A 23007-nucleotide genomic window follows, 5' to 3' on the forward strand; every position below is an offset into this window, starting at 1 on the left:
TGGAATAAAGTGTTGCAGATTTAACGTTTTGAACCTATATTTTAAAAAATCAGCAATGTCTGATATCCTTTTATATACTCATTTCAAACCATTCGAAAACAAAATGAAAAAGATTAGCCAATTTGGATCCATCAACAAGGCTAATCTTCTTTTATTATCTTTTCATGAATAATTCAGGAATTCTATGATATAATTTGACTAAAGGGGATATAAACATGAAAAAAATTGGAATTATCGGTTTGGTTGCATGTATTTGTTTACTTACGGGTTGTGAAAGTCATAATGAGGGTGTTTCTTATATTAAGGAACAGGAGAGTTTGGATACAAAAGAATTGTCTAAGCATTTAACGGATAAGCGTATTGAAGAAAAGTTGACCATGGTTAAAGATGGGACATTAGATGTATTTTCTATGTTTGAAGATTATGCCATTTATGGCGATTCTCGTGTATATGGATTTGCGTCTTATGGGTATTTGCCTTGGAATCGTGTGTTTGCAGCTGCAGGAAACACGATTTTGAATATTTCGGATTATAGTGAGGCATTAAAAGAAATCAATCCTTCTAATATTTATTTTTCATATGGAGTGAATGATATGGGATTGGATTTAAAGACTGAAAATGGAACGTATGGGGATTTGTATGAAGAAAAAGTAAAGGGTGTTTTAGAGATTTGTCCCAATGCGAATATATTTATTAATTCTATTGTTTGTCCTACGCCATCTGCGGTTGAAGAACATTCTGAATGGTCTAAAACAGATGATTATAATAGTCAATTACAAGAGATGTGTCAAAGAAATGGTTGGAATTATGTAGATATTTCAGATATCACAAATCATGGTGAGGATAAGTATTATCAACAGGATGGAGTCCATTATATTCAGAATTTGTATCCTGTATGGGCTGAAAGAATGATTGGTGAAACAATTAAAGTTATTGGATAGAAAGTTTAAAGAAAGACATATATCAAATTCACTTTTTTACTTTTTGATGTAAATATATTAAATATATTTTATAGAAACATTTGACAGTTAATAAAAGGTGATTATGTGAGTGTATAATAATTTATCATTGCTGTATAAAAAAATATGGATACTATGGAAGTTTTTGATTATGGAATTAATGTATAGGAATTGATGATATGATTTTACTTTAACTTAGACTGTATCTTAGTCTGTATATAGTAACTGTGTCTCAAAAGGATGGGCTAGTATTATGGTATTGGAGCTAACTATATGAAAATAAGAATGTATGAGTGTTGTTTTGGAGATTGTTTTAGATTAGTAAAAAAAGGTCATAAAGATTTATTTGTTGATTTTGGTATACATGAATATACTTGTTCAAAAAGTGAAAGAGAGAAAAGATTTAATAATATTATAAACGATATGGGTGATGAAAAAGACCAAAAAGAGTTTTTGTTAACACATTATCATTCTGATCACTTTAATGGCGTATTGCACATGGTAAAATATAGTAAACACAAATTTTCAGATGTATATTTACCAGATATATGGAATATTAAATATAGTGTAAATGCATTTGCTTTATTGTTACTTAAGGATGTTTTAAATAATGATAAAATCGAAAATAATTTAACAATTATTGATTTTTTAGAATCTATCTGCACAACTAATGGTAATATTCATTTCGTTAAAAGGGGAAGCATATTCCATGATAAGCAATTTATTGCGTTATGGCCTACAAAAAAATTTATAGATAAAAAGATAAAATATTTGTATGATGATTTAGCTGAAAAATTTGGTGGCAATTTAAATAAGATTAATGAATTAGCTTATAGATTGATTGAGATTATGTCTAATTATCAAAAACAAACTGAACAAAATCATACGTCATTGCTTAATAAAGTAAAAGAAGATTTTTTACTTTTAAAAACAGAGTTTGATTCTAAATATTCAACAAATCAATCAAAAAACACTTCTCGGAAGTTGAATGAACTTGGAAATCAAATAAGTATAGTTTTTCAAAATTATACAAAAGATAGAAATGTTCTATTTACAGGTGACTTTGGCATGAAAAGAAACTGGAATTATATTGAAAAGAATAAAGACGGTAATGTTAATATGCATAATGAATATGAAGTAATCAAGGTACCACATCATGGAACAAAGCGTTATTACCATTCATTTTATGGAAAAACGAACGAATGCTCGACACTTATGATACCAAATGGCAATAACAGAAAAAGTTGGTGTATTGACACACAATATGTATCAGACTCGCATAGTCTAAAATATAAAACCATTTGTGGCTGTTCTAACAAATGTAGCGTACCAATGTGTGTAAATTGTAGGAATATAAAAAAATATTCTTTTTTAGATATATAGTTATTTTAATAAGTCTCTGAGGTGGAGGATGGACATTGTTCAACCGTTTTGTTAGGAGGAATTCTCAATGTCGTTCTTTTTATATAAAACAAAGTAATGGTGAAATATTTCATATTATGAATACTTCATTTATAGTGAATATATTTATAACATTAACCGCTAATTAGTTATTGGCGTCTTGACATATTTTTTGTAAGCAATTGTGAGTGTAGAATTGGTGGTTGAACTTAGAATGATACTCTGTCTATGAAAAAATACTTAGGAATGTGGTATGGATGATTATGTCGATATTAGTGCGATTCTATAGCTGCATTTAATAAAATTATTAATATATCCTTTTTTAAGTGAAGTTTAAGTGTTAAATAAATTAAGAAAAGAAATATAGATATCATTATTGCAAAGTAGCTTTACATATTTTACTTGTTTTGTGCGAATTATAAATAATATTATATATGTTATTAATTATATGTGTTATTAAATTATATACAGTATTGGCAATGATTTGGGGAGTGTTTTATCGTGAGCTTACAAAGATTAATGATTATACTGGTTTGACAACTTTGCCCGTTGCTCATGCGCATTATTTTGTCTTTGGCACGATGTTCTTTTTTCTTTTAGGTGTAGTTTCTGTTTGTAGTCTTTTAAATTCAAACGGCAGTGTTGTTGTATGATGCCTGACTAAATTTAACGGCTATAATGTTAGTGGTTCGTGATATTGTTCAATTTTTAGATTTGATTGTAGTATCTGCTGCTATTTCTGGTATTGCAGGTATTGACCTTCTTTTTTTTGACATTATCACATAATTTTAATATACCCCTTATATAAAGATGATATGAATAGAATTAATCTTGACTTTATTAACTTTTTTTGTTTCAACACCTTGATTATGGTATACTTTTCTACGTAGAGAAATTTTCTCTATGAATATGGGAGAGTGTTTTTATGTATTCGGAATATGGAAAGCGAACGATTGATTTTCTTTTGAGTTTGGCTGGAATCATAATCTTATCTCCACTATTGATTGTATTAATGGTTTTAATTAAGGTGACTTCTCCGGGGCCTGTGTTTTTTAAGCAGAAGCGTGTGGGAATTCATAAGTCTTATTTTGATATTTTAAAGTTTAGAACAATGCGTATTGATACACCGAAAGATATGCCTACGCATTTATTAGAAAATCCAGATCAATATATTACGAGTATTGGTAAATTTTTGAGAAAGACGTCTTTGGATGAGCTTCCACAGTTGTTTAATATATTTAAAGGGGAAATGGCAATTGTGGGTCCAAGACCTGCTCTATGGAATCAATATGATTTAATTGAATTGAGAGATCATTATGGTGCCAATGATGTACTTCCTGGTCTTACTGGTTGGGCGCAGGTAAATGGTCGTGATGAGCTGGAAATAGATGTTAAGGCTAAGCTTGATGGAGAGTATTGTAAGAATTTAAGTTTTTCATTTGATGTGAAATGTTTTTTTATGACAATCTTTTCCGTGTTAAAACACGATGGGGTTGTTGAAGGTGGTACGGGAAGTATCCATAATAAAGATAATAATAACTAGGGGATAGTTGTAAGGTCTTTAAAACCATCATTTGTAGGTTGGGGAGTTATCTATGGTCGTAGCATTAGTATATGCGTTTGATACATGTTTGGATCGTATTCATTTATTGAAGAAATACTACACTTCTAAGGGGTTTGAAGTTGTGAGTGTGACTTCAAATTTTTCGCATAGAAAAAAAGCGATTTATCAAGCTGAAGCTGATGTTGTGATTTCTGTTCGTGAGTATCATAAGAATCTTTCTGCGGACAGAATTTTGTCTCATATTGAGTTTTCTAAAAAGGCAAGAAAGGCTATGGAAGACATTCAACCAGATTTAATTCATTGTATTATTCCGTGTAATACGCTTGTAAAAGAAATGGCGAAATATAAAAAGAAACATCATAATGTTAAAGTGATGTATGACATTATTGATTTATGGCCAGAATCCATGCCGATTGATCGATATAAGGGATTATTACCTTTTAAAATATGGAAGGATAATCGTGATAAGTATTTATCAAGTGGAGATGTTGTTTTCTGTGAATGTGAATTGTTTAAGAAATATGTGCATTGTGGAAATGTTCTGTATTGGGCAATTGATAGAGAGTGTTTGCCAATGAATCCGTATTTAAGTGAGAATGAGTTACAGTTTTGTTACCTGGGTTCTATAAATAATATTATAGACATTCCTAGAATCACTGCTTTTTTAAGGGAGTGCAGTGCTCATAAAAAGTGTACGTTACATATTATTGGTGATGGCGAAAATAAAGAATATTTCATTCAAGAAGTATTATGTGTAGGAGTCAATGTAGTTGATCATAAGGAAGTATACGATTTTCAACGCAAACAAGAAGTATTTGATCAGTGCAATTATGGTTTTAACGTCATGAAGCCGAGTGTAGTAGTTGGGTTGACTATGAAATCACTAGACTATATGTGTGCGGGTTTACCAATTATTAATACGATTAAAGGGGACACAAAAGATTTTTGTGAGGAATGGGATATTGGTTTCAATTTGAAGAAGTCAAATATAAAAGAAGTGGCAGAAAGGGTTTGTTCGGAAAGTATGGAAGTGCAGCTTCAAAGAAGAAAGAATATTCAGAATTTGTATAATACATACTTTACGACAAAGAAATTTAATGCCACATTAGATGAGGCTTTGAATCGAATTTTTTAGAAAGCTAGGTGATTAAGAATGATTTCAGTCGCAATGACTACTTATAACGGTGAAAAATATATTTGCGAACAAATAGAATCCATTCTTAATCAATCTATGAAAGTGGATGAAATCATTGTTTGTGATGATGGATCGAGTGATTCAACTATAGAATTATTAAAAAAATATCCAGTTAAGGTAGTACAAAATGATGTGAATCTAGGGTATCGTCTTAACTTTAAAAAAGCTATGGAATTATGTAGTGGGGATTATATTTTTTTGTGTGACCAAGATGATATTTGGTTACCTAATAAAGTGGAAGAAATGATGCGTATGATGAAAACTCATTCGAATATGCATGTATTATCTTCTTCTTTTATTTATATTGATGATAAGAATCAGCAAATTCAAATGAAAGTGGATAAGAGTCGGTCCAATAATAATTTATATTGTCGTCCTGTTGAAAAAGATAGTTTATATCGAGTGAATTTCTTGGATTATCTTGCCATGAACTATTTTCAAGGTTGTTCTCTTCTGTTGGATAAATGGATCAAAAATTTAGTTTTAGAACATTACTCTACAGATATTGAACATGACTATTTAATTAATAGTATTGCGGCTAGTTATAATAGTATGTACTTTTATAATAAGCCATTGTTTCAGTATCGTTTGCACGAAAAGAATTCTATTGGCGCACAATATGATACGCAAACAAAAGAAGAACATTTGCAACGAGCAAATACATTAAAGATTCGTACACAGAATGCTCATAATGCGTTAGATGTTTTAAATATAATTCGATTGGCAAATTCGGATTATTATCAAGAGAATCAAGAAGAGTTTAGTCATATGAGTGCTTTTTTTAATCAACATATTCAAGCATTGGAAAATAAGAAGTTTTTTAAGTTGTTGTGTCAAAATATAAGTCCTTATTATTCACTTATTAAAACAAAGAAGGCAAGAGTTATGGATTTATTGTATGTGCTGAAAGAAAAGGTGATTCGATGATTTCAGTTGCGATGGCTACGTTTAATGGGGAACCATATATTCAAGAACAATTGGATTCTATTTATAATCAAACACGCAAAGTGGATGAAATTATTATTGTGGATGATTGTTCTACTGATTCAACAGTTCGTGTAATTGAACAATATATTTTATCTCATAAAGATATAGATATTAAGTTATACAAGAATGAAGAAAATCTTGGATATAAAAAGAATTTCAAAAAAGCAATTTCATTATGTCATGGAGACTATGTTTTCTTAAGTGATCAAGATGATATTTGGAAAGTAAATAAAGTAGAAGACATGATTTCTATTATGGAAGAAAATCCGAATATTTCAGTCCTAGCTTCTTCTTTTGAATTTATAGATCAAAAGGGAGATGTTTTTACAGTTCCTTTAGATTCTAGAATGTCCAATAATAATCTTTTAATGAAGAAGGTTAAAACAAATGAAGTAGTTCCCATCAGTTTTTATGAATTATCGATTCGCAATAGTTTTCAAGGTTGTGCCTTATGTTTAACTAAGAAATTATGTGCTCGTTTTCTAGAATGTTTTACAGAAGAGTTTGTACACGATTGGTTGATTGTATTATTGGCAAGTGAAACGAATTCCATGTATTTTTATAATGCACCCTTATTTCAATATAGGATACATGATAAAAATGCGATTGGATTAAAAGATGTTACGACATCAAACACAGCTACGGATGCTTTATATGCACGTATTGCATTTTGTGAATCTGCTTTACAAGTGATGCATGTATTAAGAAAAGTAGATTGTAATTTTGAGAAGAATGTTAAGGATTTTGATTGTTATTCTAATTTTTGTGAGAAACATATTCAATACTTAAAAAAAGGTAGTTTTTTCAGAGTGTTATTTCAAAATTTTAGTTCGTATTATAAAGTGATTAAAACACCAAGAGCACGTGTAATGGATTTGGTATTTTGTTTAAAACAAGGAATAAGAAGGTAGATATGAAAATTTCATTAGTTATAGTGGCATATAAAAATGGAAATATTTTGTTGGATTGTTTAAATTCAATTGAAAAGTACAATGATTTAAAGGATGAATTAGAAGTCATTGTCGTGGATAATAGTCCTGTCAATGAAAGAGTAGAATCTTTTGTGAAACAATCGAGTATACAAAATATTCAATATATACCTTCCGACAATAAAGGTTTTGGTGCTGGTAATAATGTGGGTGCCAAGGTTAGTCAGGGAGAGGTAATTGGTTTTGTAAATCCAGATATAGTGTTGATTGAACCAATTTTTAAACAAATCTATTCAGATTTTAAAAAGAATTCAAATTTAGCGATTGAAGGTATACGATTGTTGAAGAAGAATTTGAGTCCTGGGTACTCCTTTTATTTTGAGTATAATACAAAAGTATGGCGTAATTGGACAATTAAATTATGGAATAAATTGGGATGGTTTAATGAGAAGAACATGTTCATAACGGGTGCAAACTTATTTGTAAGAAAAGATATGTTTATGAATGTGGACATGTTTGATGAGAACATATTTATGTATTTTGAAGAGTCTGACGTAGCAAGTCGTATAAAAAATAAATATCCTCATGCAGAAGTGAAATTCAATAAAGGGTTAAAAATGATTCATTTAGAGGGCGGATGTACAGACACATCTAAAGAGCGTATTAAAATGAGTTGGGATTCAATGATTTATTATGGAAAAAAGAATCATTTGAATTATAAGAAGAAGGTACGTTTTGAATATGGTTATTATAAATTTAAGAAATGTATCTTTAGTTTGATAAGTCAATCAAAGAAAAAGGAATATACAGAATTGCTGGAATTTTTAAAGCAAAATTTTCTGGAATATTTATAGAATTTATGGATTGTGGTAGAATACGATATGTTTATAAAGGAGATCTTGCATGGAAAAGAATACAACGAGCTTAATATATAGAATTTTTGCAGCACTTTTATCAATTGTACTTTTGGTTTTGTCTGGCTTTGCGGCATATCAAATTGTGACATTAAATGTATTGCCTAGTAATTTATTATTACCGGTCATCTTAATTATTGTGATTTTAAATGCGATTTTAATTTTATTAATGAATTTTGTAACACATGCGATTTGGACAAAAGCGATTAGTGTAATTTTAGTGATTCTTGTAGGATGTACTATGGGATTTGGAAATGTATATTTATATGAGACATACAGTACACTAACTTCTGTTACAGGTGCTGAAAAGGGTTCTATTAAAAATACAATTTCAGTTATTACTAAAACGGATCATGATGAAGATATTCAGAGTTTAAAGAACGAAAAGATTGGTGTATTAAGAAACATTGATTCTGTGGGAACAAAGAAGTGCCAGAAAAAATTAAAAAAATATTCTTTTTCATATAAAAAATATGATAACTTGCAAGCATTAGTAAAAGCACTATATGAAGATGAAGTGCAGGCTATTGTGATGAATGAAATTTACCGTGCAAACGTAGAGGAAATGGAAGAGTATAGTGTTTTTTCAAATGAAACAAAATCGATTTATCAAGCTGTGTATTATACAAATGACAAAAATGATGCATTAGTGGTTGATGACATCACAAAGAATCCATTTACGATTTTTGTCAGTGGAAATGATACATATGGAGAAATTGATGAATTATCAAGAAGTGATGTGGATATGATTGTTACGGTAAATCCAACTACGTCAACCGTATTGATGGTAAACATTCCTAGAGATTATTATGTTCAAACTTCATATGGATATGATAAATTAACACATACGGGTATGTATGGTATTGAAGAAACGAAACAAACTGTAGAAAACTTATTAGGTATTGATATCAACTATACATTCAGAGTGAACTTCTCAAGTGCAGAAGATATAGTAGATGCATTGGATGGTGTTGATATTGAAGTGCCTGAAGGAATGGCTGTGGAAAGATTAAATGCGGATTGGGCGTTGGAAGGTGTTCATGAAGGATGGAATCACTTAAATGGAGCTAGAGCACTAGCTTATGCGCGTGAAAGACATGCCTATGTAGATGGCGATATTCAGCGTGCAAAGAATCAGCAGCAAGTATTGGAAGCTATTATTAAAAAGGCAGCTTCTTCAAAGATTCTGACAAACTACACAAAGTTATTAAAATCATTCAAAAATGCGTTTGATACAAATATGTCAACCAATGAAATTACAGCATTACTTCAATATGAATTGCAGGCTATGCCAAATTGGAAATTCCAAAACTATGTATTAAGAGGTACAAATAGTTCAGCGGTTTGTGCATCTATGGCTCAAGAGCTTTCGGTTGTCATGCCAGAAGATTATTGCGTTAGTATTGCTCGTCAAAAGATTGAAGCTGTACTTGATGGAAAATCAGCAAATAAAATCAAAGATGAATATGATACAGGAGCCGCAGGGGTGGCTGAAGGATATATTGAGCAGGAAAATGCTCAGGTTCAAGGAAGTGTATATTATGATTATTCACAAAACTATGATTATGGATATACAGATCAAGAACAGTATGAAGAACCTTCTATAAATGAAGAACCATTACCTGAAGATGGTGAATAGTCATGAAACCAACTATTGTTGTATCGGGTATTAACTTATTTCAAGGTGGCACGTTAACGGTTTATTACAATTTCTGTGATGAAATTATTGAATCCAAATTATATGGAAAATATCATTTCATATTATTTGTACATAAGTTATCATTGTTTGAAAAATACCAATCTTATTTTGAGATTATTGAACTTCCAGAATCACGTAAAAGCTGGTTTAAAAGAATGTATTATGAGTATTCGTACTTTAAAAAATATTCTAAAGACAAAGATATCTATTTATGGATTTCAATTCATGACATGACTCCAAAAGTACATGCGAAACATCAGGTTACATATTTCCATAATCCAACGTTTGCGTATAAGGCGGGATGGAAAGATTTTAAATATAATAAGAAAGTATTCTTGTTTTCTCTTTTCTATAAATATTTGTATAAAATCAACGTGCATGCCAATGATTATGTCATTGTTCAACAAGATTGGATTGCCAGTTCCATGCAGAAGCTATTGAATATGGATTTGAATCACATTTGTGTAATGCGTGCTGAACATGGGATTGATACAAGTAAATATCAGAATGTTGAAAAGATTCAACCATATACTTTCTTTTTTCCAAGTGTGAGTCGTCATTTCAAAAATTTTGAAATTATTTGTGAAGCTACAAAAAGATTAAATAGTGAAATCAATCAAGACTTATATCAAGTTGTGCTTACAATTGATGGATCTGAAGATACGTACGCAAAGGATGTTGTGAATCAGTATAATTCTGTTTCGAACATTCACTTTACTGGATTATTATCTTTAGATGATGTATTTGCGTATTATAAGAAATCCAGTTGTTTAATTTTTCCTTCAAAGCTTGAAACTTGGGGGTTACCAATAAGTGAAGCGAAGGAATTTGATTTGCCCATGATTGTGGCTGATTTACCATATGCTCATGAAACTGTAGGAACATATGATGGTGTTTGTTTCTTTGATGTGAATGATGCAGACGATTTAAAAGTAAAGATGAAAAAGGCTATATTGAAAGAAGATGTTTTCAGTTTGGCAACGTATAAGAACACAAGCCCGAATGTTTGTAAATCATGGAATGAAGTAATTACAAAGCTATAAAAAGGACTTTTGTTCTTTTTTTGATGTGAATATGCTAAAATAGGAATGTTTGAGAGGTAATCCAATGGATAAGACAAATGCGATAGAAGTACGTAATATGTCGAAACAGTTCAAGGTTGAATATGATAAGGCAAATACGTTAAAGACAAAATTAATTTTTTGGAATCGAAAAAAGCCTGAGTTTCATCAGGTATTAAACAATATAAATTTAAATATTAAAAAAGGGGAAACTGTAGCCTTAATTGGTGTGAATGGTTCAGGTAAATCAACTTTATTAAAGTTGATGACCAAAATTATTTATCCAACAAAAGGAACGATTGAAACGGATGGAAAGTTAACTTCATTGCTAGAACTGGGTGCAGGGTTCCACCCAGATTTTACGGGTCGTGAAAATATTTATTTCAATGCATCTATTTTTGGCTTAACTAGAAAAGAAATCGATGCTCGTATTGATGACATTATTGAATTTAGTGAATTAGGTGAATTTATTGATAATCCAATTCGTACGTATTCTTCGGGTATGTATATGCGTCTAGCTTTCTCTGTGGCCATTAATGTAGATGCTGAAATCTTATTAATTGATGAAATTTTAGCTGTAGGAGATCAACACTTCCAGGAAAAGTGCTACAACAAATTAAGAGAATTGCGTGATTCAAATAAAACAATTGTGATCGTTACGCACAGTTTGGAAGTTGTAAAAGACTTGTGTACTCGTGTTATCTGGATTTATAAGGGACAACTTCGTTTAGATGGAGATCCTACTTATGTTGTTGATGAGTATTTAGAACAAGTGGCACAAGACCATAAGCAGGAAAGACAAAAGAATATTGAGAGTGGTAAACAAAAAAGTAAGGCTGTTGTTTATATTGATAGTCCTAGAGATATTTCAAAAGTGGATGCAACAGATCAACAACACTTGTTTAAGGGATGGCAAATCTCGGATTCAGATGATGCCACAATTCATTTCTATTTAGATGGAAATCCTATGGATATTAAAGTGGATCGTACATATAGAAAAGATGTATATGATGCATACTTTGATCATTATGTTGGATTTATGGATGTAAATACTATTGGATGGCAATTCCAGTATGATTTAACAACCTTAGAAAAAGGTAAACATAAATTTAAAGTTGAGTGTAAAGAGAAAGAATGTATTTTGGCCTCTAAAGAAATTGAGTTTGAAAATGTATAGAAGGTGATGGCGTATGAGTATATTTAAAAATCTTTATAATTATCGAGAGTTATTAAAAACGAATGTTAAAAAGGATATTCGTGGTAGATACAAAGGATCTTTTTTAGGAATCTTGTGGTCCTTTTTAAATCCATTGTTACAAGTTGTAGTATATTGGATTGTATTTCCATACTTGTTTGGTCGTGGAGTAACTGGTGAAAATTACTTAATTTATTTGATTACAGGTATTATTCCATGGACATTCTTTATGACATCCGTAAATATGGGGACTAGTTCGATTAAGGCAAATGGGGGAATTATTAAAAAAGTATATTTCCCTAGAGAAATCATTCCGTTATCACAAGTTCTTAGTGGAATTGTAAACTTTTTGATTTCGTGCTTAATTATCATTATTTTCTGTATTGGAACAGGTACAGGACTTAGCTATCATGTTATTGCGGTATTCCCAATTCTTGTTGTTCAATCTTTACTAACATTAGGCATTGTATTGATTTTAAGTGCAGTCGATGTATATGTACAAGATATTGAGAATATTGTAGCCTTCATTTTAAATATGTTGATGTATGGAACTCCAATTATTTATCACTTAAGCCAATTCTCTGCATCAAGTGCAGGTATTCTATATACACTAATAACAATCAATCCGTTGACAACCATTATTGGTTCTTATCGTAATGCGTTTATGTATCATCAATGGCCTGATTTTAAATCTTTAGGTTTAGTATTTGTCTTCTCATTGGTTGTTTTAGGTATTGGATACATGATTTTCAAGAAATTAGAAAAAGGCTTTGCAGAAGAATTGTAGGTGTTAGTAGTATGGCTTTAAAATATAGCATTGAAAGATTTGAGTTTCATGATTTAAAAACAAAACAATTCATTACCATTGTCGGCTGGTGCTACCAGGAAGATAATGAAAGTGTGAATTATCGCATTAAACTGGATGGAAAAGAAGTTGATTTCGAGTTATTTCGACCTGGTCGTGAAGACATTATAAATGGCTATGATTTAGGTTTTAAGAATACGCATATTGGATTTCGTTTGATTATCGATTGTAATGAAGAACCTAAATCGATTGAAATCATTGCATATACAGATACATGTAGTGAAAGAATTTTGAATTATGATCAAAGAAAAATTAATAAATACAGAGACAAAAGAGAAATCAACACATATATTGATGAATTTACTTTCAATGAAGAAACAAGGACTTATCAACTAAAAGGTTGGGCTTATTCGTATGCGAAAGATCCAATTGAATATTCTGTCTTTGATTCAAATGGAAAAAAAGTGGATGTTGAATTTCATTCAAAAGGTAGAGTGGATTTATATTCCTTATTCTTTGTGGGTGAAGACCAAATTGATTGTGGATACACTATCAAATGGAAAGGAAACGCGAAAGAAAAGTATAGTTTTGTATTGAAGACTAAGAATTATCAAAGTAAAGAGATTCTTCAAGAAAAGAGATCTAGTCAAAATGTACTTTCAAAAGTTCCTAAATTATTTAAAATGTTGAGTTATCAACATTTTAAGAATGGCTTTAGAATTTTAAAGAAAAAAGGTTTTTCCGGTGTTATTGATCGTATTGTTCATGGTTCAAATAATTGGGCAGAATACGATGAATGGTTTAATGCCACTAAAGTAACGAAAGAAGAATTAGAAAGACAAAGAAATACTAAATTTGAATTTGCTCCAATGATTAGTATTATTGTTGCGACATTTAATACGAAAGAAGAGTACTTAAAAGAAATGATTGATTCTGTACGTAATCAGTCGTATTCGAATTGGCAATTGTGTATTGGTGATGGAAGTACAAATGATTCGGTAGAAAAATATGTGAAAGAACATTATGGGGATGATTCAAGAATTGTATTTAAGAAATTAGAAAAAAACTATGGTATTTCTGGAAATATGAATGGTGCTTTAGAATTAGTTACAGGTGATTATGTGGGCTTATTTGATCACGATGATTTATTGACACCGGATTGTTTATGTGAATTTGTAGCTTCTATGCAGAAAGTTCATCATGATTGTGTATATTCGGATGAAGATAAGTTAAATGATAAGACAAAGAAATTTGAAGATCCGCATTTTAAACCAGATTTCAGCATTGATTTATTGTGTTCTCATAACTACATTACACACTTCTTTGTTGTGAACATGGATATTGTTCGTAAAGTTGGTGGAATGCGTAGTGAATATGATGGATCGCAAGATCATGATTTCATCTTTAGATGTGTAGAGCAGGCAAATAGTGTACATCACGTTCCAAAGATTTTGTATCACTGGAGAATGCACCCATTATCAACGGCTATGGATCCAGAAAGTAAGATGTATTGTTACACATCTGGTAAAAAAGCGATTGAATCTCATTTTAAACGTATTGGTATTGATGCGACTGTTGAAATGTTGCCTCGTCCTTTATATGGAATGTATCATTGTAAATATACAGTGAAGGATCATCCATTGGTATCCATTTTGATTCCAAACTACAATCATAAAGATTTATTGAAGGGTTGTATTGAATCGTTAATGAATGTAAACACATATTCAAATATGGAGATTGTGATTGTTGAAAACAATTCGACTGAACAAGAAATATTTGATTACTATAAAGAGCTTGAAGAAACATATTCAAATGTAAAAGTTATTTATTATGAGGGTGATTTTAACTATTCAAAGATCAATAACTATGGTGTAAAATACACGCATGGTGAATATATTTTATTCTTAAATAATGATACGAAAGTTATTGAGCCAGATTCCATTGAAGACATGCTAGGGGTATGTCAAAGAGAAGATGTAGGTGCTGTTGGAGCTAAATTATTGTATGAAGATGATACGGTACAACATTGTGGTGTCGTAGTTGGATATCATGGTTATGCGACAGCTGCATTCTCGTTAATTGATAGAAATGATTTTGGATATATGGGTAGACCTCGTGTTTCGTGGGATGTATCTGCAGTAACAGCTGCTTGTTTAATGACAAAACGAGAAATTTTTGATGAAGTGGGTGGCTTTGATGAAGACTTTAAAGTTGCATGTAACGATGTTGATTTATGTTTAAAAATTAGAAGCTTAAATAAATGGATTGTTGAAGATGTATTCTCTGTTTGGTACCACTATGAATCTAAATCTAGAGGCTTAGAGGATACACCAGAAAAACAAGCTCGTTTCCAAAGTGAAATTGCTCGTTTCCAAAAGAAATGGCCAGAAATATTAAAGAATGGAGATCCTTTCCATAACCCTAACTTTGATTTGGATAAAGGTCCATTTACATATCCTAAGGCTTAAAAAAATCATAAAAATATGATATAAATATAAGAGCTAGTTGTTTAACTAGTTCTTTTTCATGAATTTAAAGGAACAGTATATTTTAAAAATTTAAGATTTATATTTTTTTAGGAGGTTCTAAATGCGAACTTTAGTGGTAATTCCAGCCTATAATGAGGCTTTAAATATAGAAAAAACAGTTCAGGATATACAACAAAATGCGCCAGATGTTGATTATGTTGTTGTGAATGATGGTTCGAAAGATAATACTTTAGAAGTTATTCAGAAAAATAATTTTAATCATATTGATGGATTTTGTAACTTAGGATTGTTTGGAGCTGTTCAAACAGGTTTTAAATTAGCCATGAAAGAAAATTATGATGTTGTTATCCAATTTGATGGAGATGGTCAGCACTCAGCTAAATATATTGATGCGATGGTTAAAGAAATTGAATATGGAAATGATATTGTGATTGGTTCTCGTTTTGTGAGCGAGAAGAAACCTTTTACAGCACGTATGATTGGTAGCCGTTTAATCGCATGGGCCATTAAACTTGTAACTGGTAAAAAGGTGATGGATCCAACAAGTGGATTTAGAGCATATAGCAAGGCTTGTATTAAAGATTATGCTTTGGATATGAACAATCCTCCTGAACCAGATACATTGGTTTATATGTATCGTAAGAACAGAAAAATTAAAGAGATTCAAGTTCAAATGTCTGAACGTGAATTTGGAGAATCTTATTTAAATTTAGTAAATACGATCAAATATATGAGTCGAATGATGGTTTCAATCTTTTTGATTCAACCATTTAGAAAGGTGTAGATTATGGGATTAAAATTACAGTTGGTTTTTATCTTTGCGAGTTTAATGACCTTTGTTTTTGTGATTAAAAAGATTCAAAAACATGGATTAAATATTGATGATGCGATTATGTGGATTTTATGGTCTATTCTTCTTCTGATTATTAGTGTATTCCCTCAAATTCCAACGTGGATTTCAAAACAATTGGGATTTATGTCCACAAGTAATTTCATCTTTTGTGTATTTATCTTTTTCTTATACATTATGTTGTTTACGCAAACTGCACAAATTTCTAAATTAAAAGAAAAACAAAAAGATTTGATTCAAAAATTGAGTATTAAAGAATATGAAAGTAACAAGGAGAAAGGCGAATGAATTTAGTTTTGAGTGTTGTGTTTTATGTCTGTCTTTCTTTTCAGTATTATTTGTTAGGGAATGAATGCTTAGATTTATTTGGTTATAATAAGAATACTAGAACAATTCTAATTTCAGGATTTTTATCTACTTTCTTTTTAACGTTTATTATTGGATTTGTATGTCAGGTTCTTCATTTATCCTGGACACTATACTTTATATTACAATCTATTTTATTTGTCGTTGTAGATGGATACTTGTTATTTAAGAATAGAAAAAATATATTTTGTAGACACGAAATTAAATTACAACGTATTTTGAAGAATAATTGGGTTTTAATTTTATTTGCAGGTGTATTTATATCTTTTTCTATCGCAAACCAATTGCCATATTACGATTTAAATTATGATGATGTTTATTATATAGGTAAGGTTGTTAATCATGTGGGCACTCCACATTTAATGAATGAGGATTATTTTAATGGTTCTTTAGTTCATATTAATGGACTTGATTTAATTCGTGTTATCAATACATATGAATTGAGTTATTCTTATTTTGGGACACTCTTCCACATTTATTTACCTTATTTTTGTAGGGTGACTATGTCATTGCACAATTATGTATTATTTGGAATTGTATACAAACAATTGGCATCGCTTTTTGTAAAAGAAAAATATTCACAATATGCCATTGTTCCGTTCTTTTATTTTCTGATTCCAGCTGGTTTTCTACAAACAGGAATCTATGAATGTATAAGAGTTTATTCATACGATTTATGGCAGTTTCAAACTGCAGCATTTTATGGTGGATCTATTGTTAGAATGATGGCAGTGCCTATTCTGATTATTTATTCTTTACCATTAGTAGAAAAAATGGAATTCAAGAAGATTATATATATTGTTTTAATGTCTATTTCCATGATTTCGTTTTCAACAATATATGTTCAAGTTGTTGTTTTATTTTTCATTGCGGCAATAACGATTAAATGTGTATATTGTTTTGTTGAGGCATTTAAAGCGAAAGAAACAAAATGGATGATAGTTTCTATTCTAGGAATTCTAGTTGTTGTTGGTTTTTTGCTCGCAACTAGATATTTAAATATAAACACAGAAGAATTTGTATACAACGTAACTCGTTATCATGGCTTTCAACAAGAATGGTATGATCATGACTCATTGCTAAAGTATGGTTTTGTTGTTTTTGCATTAATGTTTGTATTATCTAAGAATTCGCAATCTAGAAGTATTGTTGGTATGGTATTGGTTTTATATGTTTTAGTATGGAAAGAAATATTTACTGTATTATTAACAATTACATCTTTTAATTATTTCTTTGTAACAATGAGAACAGTCTCATCTATACAATACTTAATTTTGTTCTTTTTGGGTATCTGTGCCTTGCGCATATATGAGTCGATCTTTAAGAAGATGTATTTTATACCAAATCTAGCGGCGGTAGGATTGGTTATGTTGGTTTGTGTCTTTTTCCGTCATAATGTAAATGAAATGGTAAAATATAATTTTCTTAGTTCTGGCATAAGTGCAGCTGGATGGAATTTTTCAAGAGTATTTGATATGAACACAAAAATGATTCCAGATATTTTTGTCGAAGTCGGAGATTATTTTAACACTTTACCATATGATAATTATAAGATGTATACTTGTCATAATTTTAATACAGATGGTGGTATGGGCACATCGGATGGTGGCTTTGAGATGTCTACAAATCGTTTGCATGTTTCAAACAGTGATGGATTTAAAAAATTAAATGATAAAGATTTTTCAAAATTAAATTCGTTTTGTATGTCAGGGGATTTAACATATACAGAAGTACATGATATTTTGAAGAAAGAAAATATTCAATATATTTTGGTATTTAATAAAAATGCAGCGGACATATTGGAATGTGATGGAGATAGTTTAGTACTATCAAATGAACAAAATCTAAATCCTTATTATTTATTAAAGGTAAATTATTAATATTATGAACTACTACAAGACAGGGCAATTCGCAAAACTAGCGAATGTGAGTGAAAGAACAATTCGATATTATGACAAAATAGGGTTATTAAAACCCTCTTTTGTTATGGAAAATGGATATCGTCAATATAGTGATTTGGATTTATTAAAGTTACAGAAGATTTTATCTTTAAAACATTTGGGGTTTAGTATTGAAGAAATCTTTCCTATGGTTATGGATAATACGAATCTAAAGGAGAGTTTTGATTTACAGATTGATTTGATTGAAGATAAAATTAGTCATTTACAGTCTTTAAAGGATGCTTTAAAAAGAGCGAGTCAAACACCAGATTTAAGTTGGAATATGATACTATCTTTAGTTCAATTATCAAATGAGGAAACGAATATTATTGAACAATATAAGAATGCAAAGAACTTAAATGATCGTATATCACTACATGAAAAGTATTCTACAAATAAGCAGGGGTGGTTTAATTGGTTATTCAATCAAATTGATTTTAGTAAAGTCAATCGATTGTTAGAACTTGGTTGTGGTAATGGTAAGTTATGGCAAGAAAACAAGATTGATTTAAGAAATCGAGAAATCTTCTTATCGGATATTAGTGAAGGTATGGTTGAAGAGGTCAGAAATAAATTGGGTTCTGATTTTAACTGTATTGTAGCGGATGCTGAAAAGATTCCATTCAAAGACTCTTACTTTGATTCTATTATTGCCAATCATGTTTTATTCTATTTAAATGATTTAAATCTTGGTTTAAAAGAAATAGATAGAGTACTAAAAAGTGATGGAATCCTTTATTGTAGTACATATGGTAAGAACCATATGAAAGAAATCACGGAAATCGTACAAAACTTTGATTCTAGAATTAATCTATCAAACCATAGTTTGTATGATATTTTTGGATTAGAGAATGGTGAAGATATATTAAGTAAATATTTTTCAAATATTCAACGAATGGATTATCAAGATTCACTAGCAATAACAGAATCAAAACCTTTGATTGACTATATTATGTCTTGTCATGGGAATCAAAATGAAATATTAGGACCTAGACTCAATGAATTTAAAGAATATATTGAAGAATTGCTAGAGAATAATGGTAAAATAGTAGTGACAAAAGAAGCTGGACTATTTGTTTGCAGAAAGAGGGTGATTCAATGATATCTGTAATTATGTCTACATATAAAGAAGATGAGAGATTACTTCGTGAATCCATTGAATCAATATTAAATCAGACGTATAGAGATTTTGAATATATTATTATATTGGATTACCCGGATAATGATGTTCATAAAAGCGTAATAGAAGAATATGCTTTAAAAGATGATCGAATTCATTTTTATATCAACGAAAAAAATATGGGGCTTACAGATTCGTTAAATCGTGGCCTTTCCTTGTGTCATGGTGAATATATAGCTCGTATGGATGCAGATGATATTAGTTTACCGGATCGTTTAGAAAGACAAATGAAATACTTAGAAAAGAATCATTATGATTTAATTGGTGGAATTACAGAGATGATCAATGAAAATGGTTCTTTGTTATATAGCATAAAGAGTGTTCCTACAGATCCTAAAAAAATTAATAAGGCATTGCGTTATAGTCAATGTATTGCGCATCCTACTTGGTTAGGAAGAAAAGAAGTTTTTGAAAAAAATGCTGGATATCGTCATATGCCTTTATGTGAAGATTATGATTTTACTTTAAGAGCTGTATTAAATGGTTTTGTGGTTTCAAACTTAAATGAGGCTGTTCTTAAGTATCGTATGACTTCAAATTCAATTTCTAGAAGTAACTTGTTTGAGCAATACTTGTATATGTCTTATATCACGAATGAATATAAGAATAAGGGTATTGCTTCAGTTGATAAGGCATATGCGTATGTGCAACAACATCTAAATGAGAAGGATTCAGATAAGTATTTAAAGGCGAATGTGATCTTTAATCGTATGTTGCAGGAAATGTCAGATAAACAATTCTTACCTTTTATTAAGGATGGTTTTTGTTTGTTGTTTAGTTCTAAATATTATTTAAATAAAATATATCGATTTGTGATGTTGAGTTTAAATAGCTGATTTATTGAAAAGAGGTAACTATGAGATTTAAAAAGGCTTTAAAAAATCTAATATTCAATGTCTTACAGCAAGTCGTTAATATTATTGTAAATTTTATTATGCCACCTATTTTAGTATCTACTTTTGGTTCTACTTTAAATGGATTGGTATCTACAATTCGTCAAATTATGCAATATGTACAGTTGACGGGTGCAGGTATTGCGCAGGCGAGTACGTTTGCGATGTATAAACCAATTGCTGACAAGGATTATGAATCTTTAAACGGTATATATAATGCAACTCGAAACATGTTTACTCGAGCAGGAAATGTCTTTTCTGCCATCACATTATTAGTTGCGATTATATATCCTTTGACAGTTCGTAATCAGGTGGATTATTCGGTTGCGTTCGCATTAGTATTGGTGATTGGTATTAGTGGTGCATCAGAATTTTATTTGTGTGGTAAATACAACGCTTTATTGTCGGCTAATCAAGAAAACTATGTTGTTGCGATTGCGCAAACCATTGGTTCTTTGACAAATTTGATTTTGTTAATTGTTTTAGTTCGTTTAAAACAAAATGTAGTAGTTGCAGAATTAGGGATGAGTGCAGTATATCTATGTAGAATAGTTATTTTAACAGTATACGCAAAAAGAAAATATAAATATTTAGATTTAACAGTGGCTCCAACATTTGAAAAAATTTCACAAAGAAACGATGCAATTGTTCACCAAGTTTCTACACTGGTAGTCATGGGAAGCTCGACTTTAATTGTAAGTTTAATTCTAGGCTTAAAAGAAGCCAGTGTATTTGCGGTATATTTGATTGTTTTCCAGGGAATCAATACAATTTGTTCCATTATTTCAACGGCAATCTACGCCTCATTTGGAGAGGTTATCGCCAAAGGACAAAGAGATATTTTAATTCGTACTTTTAATATTTATGAGTTTGTGTACTACATAGTTATTACGATTTTATTTTCTTGTACATATTTGTTGATTATGCCTTTTATTGAAATCTATACAGTCAATATGACGGATATCAATTACATTTATCCAACACTTGCTAAATTGTTTATTTTAGTTGGCATTGCCAATAATATAAGAATTCCAACATCTACCATTGTTACAAGTGCTGGTCATTTTAAAGAAACAAAATGGAGAGCAGTACTTGAAATGACATTAAATGTAGTAGGACAGTTTGTGTTTGGTAAAATGTTTGGATTGAATGGTATTCTTTTAGGTTGTGTTTTATCATTCTCATATCGTACGTTTGATTTTATAATCTATGCACATAAACATATCTTAAAAACATCGAGTTTAAGTACGTTTAAGAAATTATTTCTTAATTTAGTCGCAAGCATTGTAGTTGTATTCCTTCTACAACAAGTAATGGAGCCAAACATTTATAATTACTTAACGTGGATCAAATATGGAGTTATCTATTTTGCGGCAATTAGTGTGTTTGTGTTATTGGTGAATGTATTGTTTGATCGAAAGACATTTAATTCAACATTCAATGTTGTAAAAAGTCTTTTTATAAAGGGGTAAAAGAATGGAAACAGATATTTTACTTTCAATTGTTATACCGGTTTATAATGTTCAGAATTATATTGGTAAATGTTTAAACTCACTTAAAACATTAGATGGCAGAATTGAAATACTAGTTGTAGATGATGGTAGTCCTGATGATTCTTGTGAAGTAATAAAAAATTATGTAAAGGATAATTCAAATGTTCATTACATAAAAAAAGAAAATGGTGGTGTTAGTTCGGCACGTAATTTAGGTATAGCTCTATCAAAAGGAAAATATATTACTTTTGTGGATGGCGATGACTTTGTGGACGAGCAATATCTACCCAAGATAATGGAGTATATTCAAACTTTAGATTTTGATTTATTATGTTTCAATTATTGTTTAACTTATGATAATCATGAGACTAGATTAAATGATTTAAAAGATGAAATAGTAAACTTGTGTGATAATGCTGGATTTACATGGTATATCAGACAGAACATGGATGAAAAAATCAAACAGTTTTGTTTGAATAAAGTCTATAAGACAGATCTTTTAAAGGAGAATAAGATTGAATTTCCAGTAGGACAAAGTGTGGGAGAGGATTTCTTATTTAATATTGAGTATTTACAGTATTGTAAAAAAGTAGTGTATAAATCGGATTGTTTATATCATTATTACCAAAGACAAACTTCTGTAATGAGAACGTATAATAAAAAATATACGGATCATATTTTAAAATATGAGGCAAATCTAAAAAGAATTGCTTCAAAATCAAATTATACAATATCGCAAAATGACATTTTGTATTTATATTTAAAGTGTTGGTTTGGTGTAATCAACCAGGAAACACAGAATCCAAATTCAGAAGATGGATTGAATCGTGTCAAAATGTTTATGAATCAATCTGGATTAAAGGATATTAAAATACATTATTCTGACTTAGATTCTAAATATAAGGTATATAAATGTTTGGTTAAATTTCATTTAACTATACCTATTTATAAACTTTTAAAGAAAAGAGGGTAATCCGCAATTAGATAGGGTCGACTAAAAGTTGGCTTCAAAAATTGTAGGGCCGAAAACCCTATGTGTGTTTAAAGGATTATTAACTAGGGAGCAGAGATTTCAATATCTCTGCTC

20 protein-coding genes are annotated in these 23007 nt (G+C 30.2%); all 20 read left to right on the top strand.

Features of this window, described 5'->3' with window-relative positions:
• Nucleotides 1-215 precede the first annotated feature (215 nt).
• Nucleotides 216-941, top strand: coding sequence for an SGNH/GDSL hydrolase family protein (locus tag H8911_RS07985; RefSeq protein WP_186999276.1), 726 nt, complete (start codon nucleotides 216-218; stop codon nucleotides 939-941).
• Between the two features lie 291 nt (nucleotides 942-1232).
• Nucleotides 1233-2342 carry a hypothetical protein gene (locus tag H8911_RS07990; protein WP_186999277.1) on the top strand — a complete coding sequence of 370 codons (1110 nt, stop codon included), beginning with the start codon at nucleotides 1233-1235 and terminating at the stop codon, nucleotides 2340-2342.
• 452 nt (nucleotides 2343-2794) lie between these two features.
• Nucleotides 2795-3013, top strand: coding sequence for a DUF2871 family protein (locus H8911_RS07995; RefSeq protein WP_186999278.1), 219 nt, complete (start codon nucleotides 2795-2797; stop codon nucleotides 3011-3013).
• A 272-nt stretch (nucleotides 3014-3285) separates the two neighbouring features.
• Nucleotides 3286-3903: a sugar transferase gene (locus H8911_RS08000; protein WP_186999279.1), complete on the top strand. Its 618-nt coding sequence runs from the start codon at nucleotides 3286-3288 to the stop codon at nucleotides 3901-3903.
• A gap of 52 nt (nucleotides 3904-3955) precedes the next feature.
• Nucleotides 3956-5059, top strand: coding sequence for a glycosyltransferase (locus tag H8911_RS08005; RefSeq protein ID WP_186999280.1), 1104 nt, complete (start codon nucleotides 3956-3958; stop codon nucleotides 5057-5059).
• A gap of 18 nt (nucleotides 5060-5077) precedes the next feature.
• Complete coding sequence (locus tag H8911_RS08010) at nucleotides 5078-6046, top strand: glycosyltransferase (protein ID WP_186999281.1); 969 nt, start codon at nucleotides 5078-5080, stop codon at nucleotides 6044-6046.
• Nucleotides 6043-7017 carry a glycosyltransferase family 2 protein gene (locus H8911_RS08015; RefSeq protein WP_186999282.1) on the top strand — a complete coding sequence of 325 codons (975 nt, stop codon included), beginning with the start codon at nucleotides 6043-6045 and terminating at the stop codon, nucleotides 7015-7017. The genes H8911_RS08010 and H8911_RS08015 overlap by 4 nt, the downstream gene beginning before the upstream one ends.
• 2 nt (nucleotides 7018-7019) lie before the next feature.
• On the top strand, nucleotides 7020-7889 hold the full coding sequence (locus tag H8911_RS08020; protein WP_186999283.1) for a glycosyltransferase family 2 protein: 870 nt from the start codon (nucleotides 7020-7022) through the stop codon (nucleotides 7887-7889).
• A gap of 49 nt (nucleotides 7890-7938) precedes the next feature.
• Nucleotides 7939-9588, top strand: a complete 1650-nt coding sequence (locus H8911_RS08025; RefSeq protein WP_117924427.1) for an LCP family protein — start codon at nucleotides 7939-7941, stop codon at nucleotides 9586-9588.
• 2 nt (nucleotides 9589-9590) lie between these two features.
• The gene (locus H8911_RS08030; RefSeq protein ID WP_186999284.1) at nucleotides 9591-10691 is read left to right on the top strand and encodes a glycosyltransferase; all 1101 of its coding nucleotides are present in this window, start codon (nucleotides 9591-9593) and stop codon (nucleotides 10689-10691) included.
• Nucleotides 10692-10755: 64 nt separating this feature from the next.
• The gene (locus tag H8911_RS08035; RefSeq protein WP_186999285.1) at nucleotides 10756-11886 is read left to right on the top strand and encodes an ABC transporter ATP-binding protein; all 1131 of its coding nucleotides are present in this window, start codon (nucleotides 10756-10758) and stop codon (nucleotides 11884-11886) included.
• A gap of 13 nt (nucleotides 11887-11899) precedes the next feature.
• Nucleotides 11900-12691 (top strand): ABC transporter permease, encoded by a 792-nt coding sequence (locus H8911_RS08040; protein WP_186999286.1) that lies wholly within the window; start codon nucleotides 11900-11902, stop codon nucleotides 12689-12691.
• 11 nt (nucleotides 12692-12702) lie between these two features.
• Nucleotides 12703-15177: a glycosyltransferase family 2 protein gene (locus H8911_RS08045; protein WP_186999287.1), complete on the top strand. Its 2475-nt coding sequence runs from the start codon at nucleotides 12703-12705 to the stop codon at nucleotides 15175-15177.
• Nucleotides 15178-15298: 121 nt separating this feature from the next.
• Nucleotides 15299-15982 carry a glycosyltransferase family 2 protein gene (locus H8911_RS08050; protein WP_186999288.1) on the top strand — a complete coding sequence of 228 codons (684 nt, stop codon included), beginning with the start codon at nucleotides 15299-15301 and terminating at the stop codon, nucleotides 15980-15982.
• A 3-nt stretch (nucleotides 15983-15985) separates the two neighbouring features.
• Nucleotides 15986-16336, top strand: a complete 351-nt coding sequence (locus H8911_RS08055; protein WP_117924439.1) for a DUF2304 domain-containing protein — start codon at nucleotides 15986-15988, stop codon at nucleotides 16334-16336.
• On the top strand, nucleotides 16333-18294 hold the full coding sequence (locus H8911_RS08060) for a DUF6077 domain-containing protein (RefSeq protein WP_186999289.1): 1962 nt from the start codon (nucleotides 16333-16335) through the stop codon (nucleotides 18292-18294). Before H8911_RS08055 ends, H8911_RS08060 begins: the two co-directional genes overlap by 4 nt.
• A gap of 4 nt (nucleotides 18295-18298) precedes the next feature.
• Nucleotides 18299-19456, top strand: coding sequence for a MerR family transcriptional regulator (locus tag H8911_RS08065; protein WP_186999290.1), 1158 nt, complete (start codon nucleotides 18299-18301; stop codon nucleotides 19454-19456).
• Nucleotides 19453-20370, top strand: a complete 918-nt coding sequence (locus tag H8911_RS08070; RefSeq protein ID WP_199593117.1) for a glycosyltransferase — start codon at nucleotides 19453-19455, stop codon at nucleotides 20368-20370. Before H8911_RS08065 ends, H8911_RS08070 begins: the two co-directional genes overlap by 4 nt.
• 20 nt (nucleotides 20371-20390) lie before the next feature.
• The gene (locus H8911_RS08075) at nucleotides 20391-21899 is read left to right on the top strand and encodes a lipopolysaccharide biosynthesis protein (protein ID WP_186999291.1); all 1509 of its coding nucleotides are present in this window, start codon (nucleotides 20391-20393) and stop codon (nucleotides 21897-21899) included.
• A 4-nt stretch (nucleotides 21900-21903) separates the two neighbouring features.
• Entirely contained in the window at nucleotides 21904-22893 is a 990-nt protein-coding gene (locus tag H8911_RS08080; RefSeq protein ID WP_186999292.1) for a glycosyltransferase family 2 protein, read from the top strand.
• Nucleotides 22894-23007: the final 114 nt, after the last annotated feature.

This window comes from Holdemanella hominis (genome assembly GCF_014306155.1).
GTDB lineage: Bacteria > Bacillota_I > Bacilli_A > Erysipelotrichales > Erysipelotrichaceae > Holdemanella > Holdemanella hominis.